This is a genomic window from Vicinamibacteria bacterium (genome assembly GCA_035620555.1).
Lineage (GTDB): Bacteria > Acidobacteriota > Vicinamibacteria > Marinacidobacterales > SMYC01 > DASPGQ01.
In genome coordinates this window covers 1-10347 of sequence record DASPGQ010000071.1, presented here as the reverse complement: position 1 = coordinate 10347, position 10347 = coordinate 1, and the positions used below count along the sequence as shown (strand labels likewise).

The 10347-nt window shown below is 62.6% G+C and carries 8 protein-coding genes; 4 read left to right on the top strand and 4 right to left on the bottom strand.

Annotated features, from left to right (window positions below):
- Positions 1–1169, bottom strand: a 1169-nt coding sequence (locus VEK15_02715) for an MFS transporter (protein HXV59580.1), incomplete at its 3' end; no start/stop codon positions are given.
- Between the two features lie 162 nt (positions 1170–1331).
- Here VEK15_02715 and VEK15_02710 point away from each other — a divergent pair.
- From VEK15_02710 to VEK15_02700, 3 genes are all read left to right on the top strand, one after another.
- Complete coding sequence (locus VEK15_02710; GenBank protein HXV59579.1) at positions 1332–3365, top strand: DUF5916 domain-containing protein; 2034 nt, start codon at positions 1332–1334, stop codon at positions 3363–3365.
- A 101-nt stretch (positions 3366–3466) separates the two neighbouring features.
- A complete protein-coding gene (locus VEK15_02705; GenBank protein HXV59578.1) occupies positions 3467–4777 on the top strand; it encodes an MFS transporter in 1311 nt (436 codons plus the stop codon).
- Positions 4778–4856: 79 nt separating this feature from the next.
- Positions 4857–6917 (top strand): S9 family peptidase, encoded by a 2061-nt coding sequence (locus VEK15_02700; GenBank protein ID HXV59577.1) that lies wholly within the window; start codon positions 4857–4859, stop codon positions 6915–6917.
- Positions 6918–7248: 331 nt separating this feature from the next.
- Here VEK15_02700 and yghX read toward each other — a convergent pair whose 3' ends face one another.
- On the bottom strand, positions 7249–8136 hold the full coding sequence (gene yghX / locus VEK15_02695; protein HXV59576.1) for a YghX family hydrolase: 888 nt from the start codon (positions 8134–8136) through the stop codon (positions 7249–7251).
- 142 nt (positions 8137–8278) lie between these two features.
- On the opposite strand from yghX, the gene VEK15_02690 reads away from it, so the two are divergent.
- Complete coding sequence (locus tag VEK15_02690; GenBank protein ID HXV59575.1) at positions 8279–9385, top strand: cupin; 1107 nt, start codon at positions 8279–8281, stop codon at positions 9383–9385.
- A gap of 92 nt (positions 9386–9477) precedes the next feature.
- On the opposite strand, the gene VEK15_02685 is transcribed toward VEK15_02690, so the two are convergent.
- Both VEK15_02685 and VEK15_02680 read right to left on the bottom strand, forming a co-directional pair.
- Positions 9478–9783: an RNA-binding protein gene (locus tag VEK15_02685; GenBank protein ID HXV59574.1), complete on the bottom strand. Its 306-nt coding sequence runs from the start codon at positions 9781–9783 to the stop codon at positions 9478–9480.
- 201 nt (positions 9784–9984) lie between these two features.
- The coding region (locus tag VEK15_02680) for a hypothetical protein (GenBank protein HXV59573.1) at positions 9985–10347 on the bottom strand (363 nt) is incomplete at its 5' end.

Sequence of the window (10347 nt, the reverse complement as noted above, 5' to 3'; positions counted from 1 at the left end):
AGGAGCAGGTCGTAGAGGATCTTGAGACCGCCGGCGAGGAAGAATGGGAGGTTCAACCAGGGAGTTCCCAGAAGCGGCGCGGCCAGCATGGGCGAAAGCGCGGCTCCTGTCGTCCTCGCCACGCCGGTGATTCCCGCCGCGGCTGACCTTTCCTCGGGAAGAACGACTCCCATCGTGTACGATTGCCGGGTGGGAACATCCATCTGCGAGATACAGAATCTCACGAGAAGCACGGCGATCGCGGCACTTGCGGTGGGCATCAACGGGACCAGGATCAGGAGCACGTTCGAGGGAAGATGAGTGAAGACCATCGTTCGCAGCAGACCGATACGCGCCGCAATCCTGGCTGCTACGAGCGACGACAGGCCGGCGAGGAGGTTGGCCCCGAAAAAGATCGCTCCCAGCGATCCCGCGGCGACTCCATGCCGAACGTGGAACCAGTAGGCCACAAGGCTCTGAACGACGAAACCTCCGGCGAACGAGTCGAGAGCAAAGAGGGCCGAGAGCGATGCAACGATGCGGTGTGAACGAACGAGCCCGAATCGACGCCGAGCGACTCCGGCGTTTCGCACTTCGACCGCTCGACCCAAACGATGGAAGAGCCACAGGAGCAGTGTGCCGGACGCGGCGTAGAGCATTACGACAGCGCGGTAGCTCTCGAGAGGAGCCGCGCCAAGCGACTGCAGCAGACCCGCGATCCCGCCTCCCGCCAGCGATCCCGTCGCCATGGCAAACGAGCCGGTCAGCTGGTACCAGGCGAAGACCCGAGTGCGATCCCCGTCGCCGACCACGTGGGCGAGCGCGGCCTGTTCGATCGACAAGAACGGACCGACCTCGTTGCCCCCGGGGCTGATGACCCCGATGATCGCGGCCGCGAGGAGGACCGTGGGGTCCCGGCTCGCGGCGAAAACCGCTCCGGCCAGAATCATGAGCCCGGCTCCAAACATCAGCATCCGCCGCCGGCCCAGCTCGTCGGCTCGCGTGGTGATCCAGAGCGAGATCGCCGTGTCTCCCAGAAGCGTCAAGCTCAGAAGAGCGCCGATTCTCGCCTCACTCATACCGAGCTCGGCGAGATAGAGAACCAGCACGACCGCCAGGCTTCCGTAGGCGAAGAGCCGGATGGCTCGAGTCAGAAAGAGCAGCCCGACGTCCCGCCCGATTTCGTTCATCGTTCCTAGAGAGTACTCAATGCCGTGGCGGGACCGTAATCGCTCGGCAGGGTGGGCTGAGTTTTTCATCACCCTGCTGGACTCTACGAGCCGTTCATTAAAGGAGCGTAAGAGCGGGCCTCTTACCCACATCTAACCCCGAAGTCCTATGCTATGAAAGCGATGCATTCGTGGGTTCTCGCCCCAGCTGCTTTATCGTTGCTCTCGGGCTCGGCTTACGGGCGCGACATCCTGGCCATCCGCACCGGGGGCGAGATCCAGATCGACGGGGTTCTCGACGACCAGGAATGGCAGGGGGCGAGCCAAGCCGATGGCTTCATGCAGTTCGAGCCTTTCCGGGGCGAGGCGGCGCGCGAGCCGACCGAGGCCTACGTCCTTTACGACGACAACTTCGTCTATTTCGGCTTCCGCTGCCACGACTCCGAGCCGTCGCGCATCGCTGCCCAGCTCACCCGCCGCGACAGCGATCTGCTCCAGGATGACTCCGTTCTCGTCGTCGTCGACACCTTCCACGACGGACGCTCGGCGTACTTCTTCGCTACCAATCTCCTCGCGACCCAGTACGACGGCCGCGTGACCGACAACGGGAGGGTCGTCGAAGACAACTGGGACGCGACCTGGTACTCCGCGGCATCGCGGTTCGAGGGCGGCTGGACGGTAGAGATCGCGATTCCGCTCGTCATCCTGCGGTTTTCGCCAGGAGGGGATCAGACATGGGGACTCAATCTGGGACGCACGACGCGGCGTCTGCTCGAATCGAGCTTCTGGACCGGTCCGCTCGAGGATCGCTTCCGCATCTCGCAGTACGGCACGCTGGCCGGCCTCGATCTGAGAGCGGCCCGCCGGAAGTACGAGATCATTCCCTACGCTCTGGCGCGGTACCAGGAAGGGATCGATCCCGGCTACGAGGCGGGAGCGGAGGTCCGCTACTCCCCGACTCCCCAAGACCTCTTGAACACGACCGTGAATCCCGATTTCGCCATCATCGAAGCCGACCAAGAGCAGATCAACCTCACGCGGTTCGAGCTGAGCCTTCCCGAGAAGCGCCCCTTCTTCCTCGAAGGCGCCGAGCAATACCAGCAGCGCATTCGCACGTTCTACTCCCGGCGTATCTCGGACATCCACTTCGGGGCGAAGGCGCTCGGGAGGCGAGGGGACCTCCAGTACTCCCTCCTCACCGCCCAATCGGATCCCTCCTCGGGTCCGCCGTCAGGAACCGTATCGGAATCGGCGAATTACACCGTGGGAAGACTCGAGGCCAGTCTCATGGGCGGCTCGAGCGTGGCTCTCATGGGCGCCAACCGGTATCTCGAGGGTGAGAGTCGCGGTTCCGTCGGTCTCGACACCGCCCTGTACTTCACTCCGACTTTCAGCTTCACCGGACAGCTCGCCCGATCTCACGGACCCGAAGAAGGAGGGCGCTGGGCATTCTTCGTTCGCCCGTCGCGCGATACCTCGACGAGCCACGTTCACTTTCGCTATACACACCTCGGCGACCGCTTCGGGGACCACGTCAATGCCATCGGGTTCATTCGGGACGACGATCGCAGGGAGATGGACAGCGCCATCAACAAGGACTTCTGGCCGCGGAGCGGTCTCGTGAGCCACGTCGAGTACGACTCGAACTACAACATCTACTGGAGCCAGAAGAACGTCCTCCGGAGCTGGCGCGTCGATCAGAGTCTCGGGATCGAGCTCCAGAACCGATGGGCCTTCGCCTGGGATGCCTACGAGGAGTTTCAGCTATTCGAGAAAGAGTTCCGCAATCGCTCCAACGGGTTTCTCATCGGATACAACATCCGCGAGTTCCAGTCCGCTTCCGTCGAGTATGCATTCGGACAGAGCTTCGATTCCGACTTCGACCTCTGGGAGGTCGCGCTCCGGCGAAAGCTGGGAGAGGCGCTCTCGGTCGAGTACGAGCTCACCCGGCTCCGGCTCGTGCCCGACCCCGAGGAGGAGTCGACCGACATCCATGTGATACGGGGGGTCTACAATTTCACGCCCGATCTCTTCTTCAAGCTCTTCTTCCAGAGCTCGACCGCCATCGATCGCAAGAACGTACAGGCGGTGTTTGTGTGGCGCTACCGGCCTCCGTTCGGCACCGTACAGGTCGCATACGAGCGGGGAACGGCTCCCTTCGGGGAGCGCTCGGAGCAGGGCAACACGGTCTTCCTGAAGTTCTCCTACGTTTTCTGAGAGCGATCGGCCGAAACCGACAACTCAGGGACCGGGGTTCTACTTTCCGGATCCCGTGATACCGGGTGATATGCTTCTGAGTCCGACACGAGAGACTATTGGTGGAGCCTACCTCTGCGCCCGAGCCCACGGGCCGAGTGACCTCGATCCGCTGGAACATCCTGTTTCTCCTGTTCGTGGCGAGCTTCGTGGCCTATGTGCTGCGGACGAACCTGTCGATCGCCGGCGCGAACATGATGGCCGACCTTCGAATCTCCAGGGTAGAGCTCGGCTACGTGCTCGCCGCATTCGCCTGGGGCTATGGGATCTTCCAGTTCCCCGGAGGGGTCCTGGGTGATTGGATCGGGGCTCGTCGCGCCCTGGCCCTCATCGCGGTCTCGTGGGGATTCATGAACCTGCTCGTAGGCTTCGTGCCCGGACGATCGATGGCCTCTTCGACTACGATCCTCGCCGTTTTGATCGCGCTTCGTTTCCTGATGGGGGCGGCGCAGGCGCCTTTGTACCCCGTCACCGGAAGGAACATCTGCAACTGGTTCCCGCAATCGGGATGGGCATTCCCCAATGGATTGACGAACGCGGGTCTGACCCTGGGTTCCGCCGCAACGGGCCCCCTCATCGCCTGGCTTATGGAAACGGTCGGATGGCGACAGTCCTTCGTGATCACCGCCCCACTTGCCTTCCTCACCGCCGGAGTCTGGTGGCTGTATGCCCGCGACTATCCCGCGGAGCATCCTAGCGTCAGCCCGAGCGAGCTCGAGCTCATCGACGCGAATCGGGCGCCCGTCCAACAATCACCGCGGCAGCGGGGGGCATGGAAGCTCGCGCTCGGGAACCGCGAGGTCCTCCTGCTGACGGCCAGCTATTTTTGCAGCAATTACGTTTTCTACTTCTTCTTCAACTGGCTCTTCATCTATTTGGTCGACAGTCGAGGATTCCAGGTTCTCGAAGGTGGCTACTACGCCGCCGCACCCTGGATTACGGGCGCCGTTGGCGCAACCCTCGGCGGTCTCGTCTGCGACGGACTCTGCCGGCGCATCGGCCTGCGCTGGGGCTGCCGCTGGCCCTCGGTTCTCGGTCTCGTCCTCTCGGGCGGACTCATCGGAGCTGCCGCGACGTCGCGAGACCCTATCGTCGCGGTCGTCTTCCTGTCACTCTGTCTGGGATGCCAGCAGTTCACCGAGGGCGCCTACTGGGCAGCGACGATTGCCGTGGGTGGGCGGCATTGCGCGGCGGCTTGCGGCGTCCTCAACACCGGCGGCAACGTCGTAGGGGGGATCGGAGCGATCCTGGTGCCGGTCACGGTCGAGATGCTCGGCTGGGCAGCGGCGCTCGCGACGGCGTCTTTGTTCGCGTTGGCTGCCGCCGGACTCTGGTTCTTCATTCGAGCCGACCGTCCGGCCGCCGTGCGGTGAACTGCCCCCGCAACGTTTGATACTCGAGGCACGCCTGTGCCAATGTAATTTCCCTATATCGCTATATCGAGGTCCAACGATGCTCCGAAAGATCGTCTTCTTCGCGATGATCTCAGCTGCTGCTGTCGAGGCCCAGGTCGCGCCCCGAGCGATCGAGCTCGACGACTACTATCGCTTCGAGAGCGCCGACGAGCCGGCGATCTCACCCGACGGCCGTTTCGTGGCGTTCACCCGCCACTACATCGTCGAAGAAGACAACCGACGTCGCAGCGAGATCTGGCTCGCGCCCTCGGACGGCTCCGAGCCCGGGCGGCGGATCACGGTTCCGGCCTTCGATGCATCCGCTCCGCGCTTCAGCCCCGATGGAAAGCTCTTGATGTTTCGCTCCAAGCGCGACGGCGAGACATCTACGTGGTTTCTGCGCACCGACCGTCTCGGCGAAGCCTTCCAGATCGCGGGGGTCGATGGTCCCGCGCTCGTCAGCCCCGACGGCCGCCTCATCGCGTTCACGAAAGAAACACAGCCCGAGAAGCCGGCGCCCACGGCTTCCACTCTCGAGAAAGAGCTCGCTGAGCGCTTCGAGGGTCAAATCTACGACTGGATGCAGTTTCGCTACGACGGCAGAGGCTATCTGTCCGATCCGGCGAATCCGTATTCGAGTCCGCCGCGAGAGCTCTACGTCGTATCCACGGAGGGGGGCGAGCCCCAAAGGCTGACGTCCATCGGCGTCGACGTGCTCGATTTCTCGTGGAGCGCAGACGGCCGACGCCTCGTATTCACCGCAGACGCCCATCAACGTGACGAATATGTATACGAGCGCGCCGACTTGTGGCTCGTCGATCTTGGGGGCGATGTCCGACGTGTCACCGACGACGGCTTCCATCACAGCTCCCCTCGTTTCTCGCCCGACGGCTCGCGGATCGCCTATCGCCGGGTGAAGGGCCTGAGCCTCGTCATCGCCGAGAAGGCGAAGAGCGGCGCGCCCGTCGACGTGTACGTGATGCATCTGGAGTCGGGCGAAACGACGAACGTCACCGAGAGTTGGGATTTGAGACCTGGCGAGCCGTTCTGGAGCGCAGATGGCGGCCTGTACTTCGATGCCGGCGTCGGCGGAAACCAGCATCTGTTTCGCGTGTCGGCCATCGAGCCCGGTGCGGTGCAGCAGATGACCGAGGGAGATCGCTGGCTTTCAGACTTCAGCTTCACCCCCGACGGAAGGCGAATGGCATTCGCCGGGGAGACGGCGACTTCGCCCTCTGACGTATACGTTGCCGCGGCTGATGGAAGCTCCGAGACCAAGCTATCTCGTTTCGGCGAAACCTATGCATCAGGGCTCGGTTTGAGCGCGCCCGAGAGGATCGCGTTCCCGAGTCGGGACGGAACCGAGATCGAAGGGTGGGTTCTCCTGCCCGCCGGGTATCGGCCCGATACCCGCCGCCCGCTCATCCTGAGCATCCATGGAGGCCCGCACGGCGCCTACGGGAACCGCTTCAACTTCCAATTCCAGCTGTGGGCAACCGCGGGATACGTCGTACTCTACACGAATCCACGGGGCTCGAGCGGCTACGGCGAGGAGTTCCTGTTCGCGACCTGGGGCGGCGGATGGGGGAACCTCGACACCGAGGACGTGCTCGCCGGCGTCGACACCGTTCGATCGCGCTATGCGATCGACGAGGGACGAATGGGGGTGACGGGTTACTCCTATGGCGGGTTCCTCACTAACTGGGTGATTACGCACGATACCCGGTTCGCCGCTGCGATCGTGGGTGCCGGGATCTCGAACTGGATCAGCGACTATGGGACGGCAGACATTCCTCGTACCAAGGAAAGCGAGTTCTATGGGCCACCGTGGGAGGACGAGGGCGGAACTCTTCTTCAGAGACAGTCGCCGATCCGATATGTCCAGAACGTAGTCACACCGACGCTCTTCGTCCACGGTGAAAGCGATTACCGGGTTCCCATCGAGCAGGGCGAGCAGATGTATACCGCGCTGAAGAAGCGTCGAGTGCCCGCGAGGTTCATCCGCTACCCGGACTCCTACCACGGGGGGTGGACGCCGTGGAACGTCGTGCATCGCTATCACCACGAGCTCGAGTGGTGGAAGGAGCACTTGACGGCGCCGTCGGGCACCTCACAATAACTCATCGAGTGCGGTATTTAGCCCCGCCCGATGAGACGGATTCGTGTGGTTTCTACCATGGCAAGAACCACGCGACCCGATCGGTTGCCGCCAAAAACGAGGCAGGCGCCGAATCGCACCGGTGGCATCCAAATTGCTTAGAGTAATCAGTGAAGCAACGATGAACTTGGTTGCTTCGAAGATTTGACGACGACTCGGCGACTAGGAAATTACTGACAAAAGCTCAGCATCAAAGTCCTGAGGCGTCCGAATGTGGCGAGGTCGGAGTTGGATGACGGAATAATCCGGCATCCAAGGTTGGGGGCTCCGGCCTCGCCTCTTTTTTTTCCTCTCAGCGCAAATGCTCCCGGAAGAAATCGAGAGTCCTCTGCCAGGCGAGCTTCGCGGCCTCTTCGTCGTACCGGGGCGTCGTATCGTTGTGGAAGCCGTGGTTCGCGCCCTCGTACATAAACGCGCTGTACCGAACTCCATTCGCTTTCAGGGCGGCTTCGTAGTCGGGCCATCCCGCGTTCACCCGCTCGTCGAGACTCGCATAGTGAAGTAATACGGGCGCCTTGATTTTCGGGACGTCTTCGGTCGCCGGCTGGCCGCCATAGAAGGCGACGGCGCAAGCGAGATCGGGTACTCGCACCGCCAGCATGTTGCACACGCCGCCACCGTAGCAGAACCCCACACAGCCGACGCGACCGGTACAGTCCGGATGAGACTGCAGGAACTTCACTGCGGCGACGAAGTCTTCTCCCAATTTGTCGCGATCGAGCTGTCTCTGCATCTCACGGCCTTCGTCGTCGTTACCCGGGTAGCCGCCGAGGGAAGTGAGGCCGTCCGGTGCCAGCGCCATGTAACCGGCGAGGCCGGTGCGCCTGGTGACATCCTCGATATGCGGGTTGAGCCCACGGTTCTCGTGGACGACTACCACGCCCGGAAGCTTGCCGCTCGAGCCAGCGGGACGAGTGACGTAAGCCTTGACTTTTCCGTAACCCTGCGGAGAGTCGTACTCCAGATACTCGGTCTTCAGCCGCTCATCGTCTTTGGCGATTTGCTGTGCCTCCGCGTATTTGGGGCTCAGGCTCTCGAAAAGCGCTGCGGCGGATAAACCGCCAACGGCGAAGACCTTGGCACGGTCGAGGAACTCGCGGCGGTCGATTCCTCCGTGAACGTAGCGGTCGAACAAGTCGAGGAGTCCCTGATCGAAGTCACTCGCTTTTTTTCGTGTCATCTTCTTCCCCTTGTTGAGGCCAAGAGCTCGACGCCTATTGCCACGAGCGCGCTCACCTGCCAGACGCGACATTCTACGTCCCCCGGGGTCTCAATACGAATCGCCGGTGTTACCATGGCCCAAGCTTACGAAAGGTAACTGGATGATATCGGACGACGTGCAAGGGTTTGAGGCCGCGATGGTGGTGCTGCCCTGCTCGGAGCTCGACGAGACGTTGAGCTTCTTCACCGAACGGCTTGGTTTTCGGGTGGAGGCGATTTATCCGGCCGATTCGCCCCGGGTCGCGGTGGTGTCAGGATACGGACTTCGTATCCAGCTCGAGCGTGGGAGTGAGGGAGCGCCCGGCGTCATCCGTTTGAGATGCACCAATCTCGGCGCTGGAAAAGGGAGCCCGAAGGAGCTGAGAGCGCCGAACGGCACGCGCATCGAGCTCGTGGAAGCCGACCCGCCGCTGGTGATGCCTAGAGTCGAGCCGTCATTCGTCCTGAGCGAGAGCTCGGAAGAGGCCACTTGGGGTACGGGCCGTGCGGGAATGCGTTATCGCGATCTCGTTCCCGACCATCAGGGTGGGTTTCTCGTCGCTTCGCACATCCAGATTCCCGATGGTGGGCCAGTTCCCGACTACGTGCATTTTCACAAGATCCGCTTTCAAATGATCTACTGCTACAAGGGTTGGGTCCGCGTCGTCTACGAGGACCAGGGCCCTCCCTTCATCCTGAAAGCGGGCGACTGCGTGCTGCAACCCCCGCGGATCCGGCACCGCGTTCTCGAGAGCTCCCCTGGACTCGAGGTGATCGAGATCGGCTGTCCCGCCGACCACGTGACCTTCGCCGATTACGACTTGGACCTGCCGACCCCGACAGAGAGACCGCAGCGAAGCTTCGAGGGTCAGCGCTTCGTACGCCACGAGGCCGCCGCGGCTTCGTGGCAGCCGTGGCGGGTCGAGGGCTTCGACTGCCGGGACACGGGTATCACCGCCGCCACCGGGGGTCTCGCGAGCGTTCGCATAGCGCGTCGCAACCGAACGCCACCCGAGATACTCTACCGGCACGACGCCGAGCTGCTCTTCATGTTCGTGCTCGATGGCTCGCTCGACTTACGAGTCGAGGGTCACCACAGCCACCACCTCGTCCCGGGGATGGCGTTCGTCCTCCCCGCGTCGGTGGGTCATGGGTTCTCGGGGTGCTCCTCGGATTTAGAGCTCCTCGAGGTGGCCTTTCCCGCCGCGTTCGCGACGAACCGGGTTTGAATCGAACCGACGAGACGAGTCCGAAGTGGGACTCCCGGCGAAGAAGCCTGCTCGAAACGGTTCGGCTCGCCGAACGGCGAGCGGTTACGAAGTTACCAGCGCCGGCCGCCGCCGCCGCCGCGGCCGCCGCCGCCGCCTCGGCCACCACCTTCGTTTCTTGGCCGTGCCTCGTTGACATTCAAGGTTCGGCCGCCGAGCTCGGTGCCGTTGATCGCTTTGATCGCCGCTTGCGCTGCCGCGTCATCGGACATCTCGACGAAAGCGAAGCCTCGTGGGCGTCCAGTGTCTCGATCGGTGATCACGCTGACGTTAGACACCTCGCCATGAGCCTGAAAAAGCTCCCTGAGCTCCTGCTCGGTAACATCATAAGAACAATTGCCTACGTAAATCCTGGCCATGGAAAACGGACTCCTGATAGGTAAGAGACTATGCGAGGGCTAACGGAAGTGCGGTGGCAGTCACCAGCAGAAGGGTTCTTCTAAAAGCCATCGGTAGCCAGACACACAAATGGTCAACTATTGGAAGGCGTTTGTCAAGTCTTCCACCCCTGCCGCGCACTCGAAGATTCCGTCGACTACTTCCCGCATCGATTCGTAGCGTCATTCCTCGTCCTTTCGCGATGATAGGCCGCCGTCTCCGTCAGGTCCACCGAAACCAGCCCCTTCGGCTCCGTCCGCCCCCGGGGGTCGCGACGAGCTCATGCGAGCGAGGGCGTCGTATGCGGGCTTGGGTTGGCCCCGCACGTCGAGAAGACCGAAAGAGTGCCAGGGCGTGATGGGCTCTTGCCAGTTGTACCAGATCGTCAGCGGGATCCCGGCCCGGCGGTTCACGGTCAAGGCGCGCTCGAGGAAGTCGGCCTGTCCCTCGGCGCCGAGACCCTCGACGGGATAGCCCCACTCGCTGACGACAATCGGGACCTCGCGCCTGGGAGCGTATCGTCCGATCAGCTGACGCACCTCGTC

What these genes read in the sequence shown, in the direction of transcription:
- VEK15_02710 (HXV59579.1), top strand. Translation starts at nt 1,332, where the DNA reads ATGCATTCGTGGGTTCTCGCCCCAGCTGCTTTATCGTTGCTCTCGGGC.
- VEK15_02700 (HXV59577.1), top strand. Translation starts at nt 4,857, where the DNA reads ATGCTCCGAAAGATCGTCTTCTTCGCGATGATCTCAGCTGCTGCTGTC.
- yghX (HXV59576.1), bottom strand. Translation starts at nt 8,136, where the DNA reads ATGACACGAAAAAAAGCGAGTGACTTCGATCAGGGACTCCTCGACTTG.
- VEK15_02690 (HXV59575.1), top strand. Translation starts at nt 8,279, where the DNA reads ATGATATCGGACGACGTGCAAGGGTTTGAGGCCGCGATGGTGGTGCTG.
- VEK15_02685 (HXV59574.1), bottom strand. Translation starts at nt 9,783, where the DNA reads ATGGCCAGGATTTACGTAGGCAATTGTTCTTATGATGTTACCGAGCAG.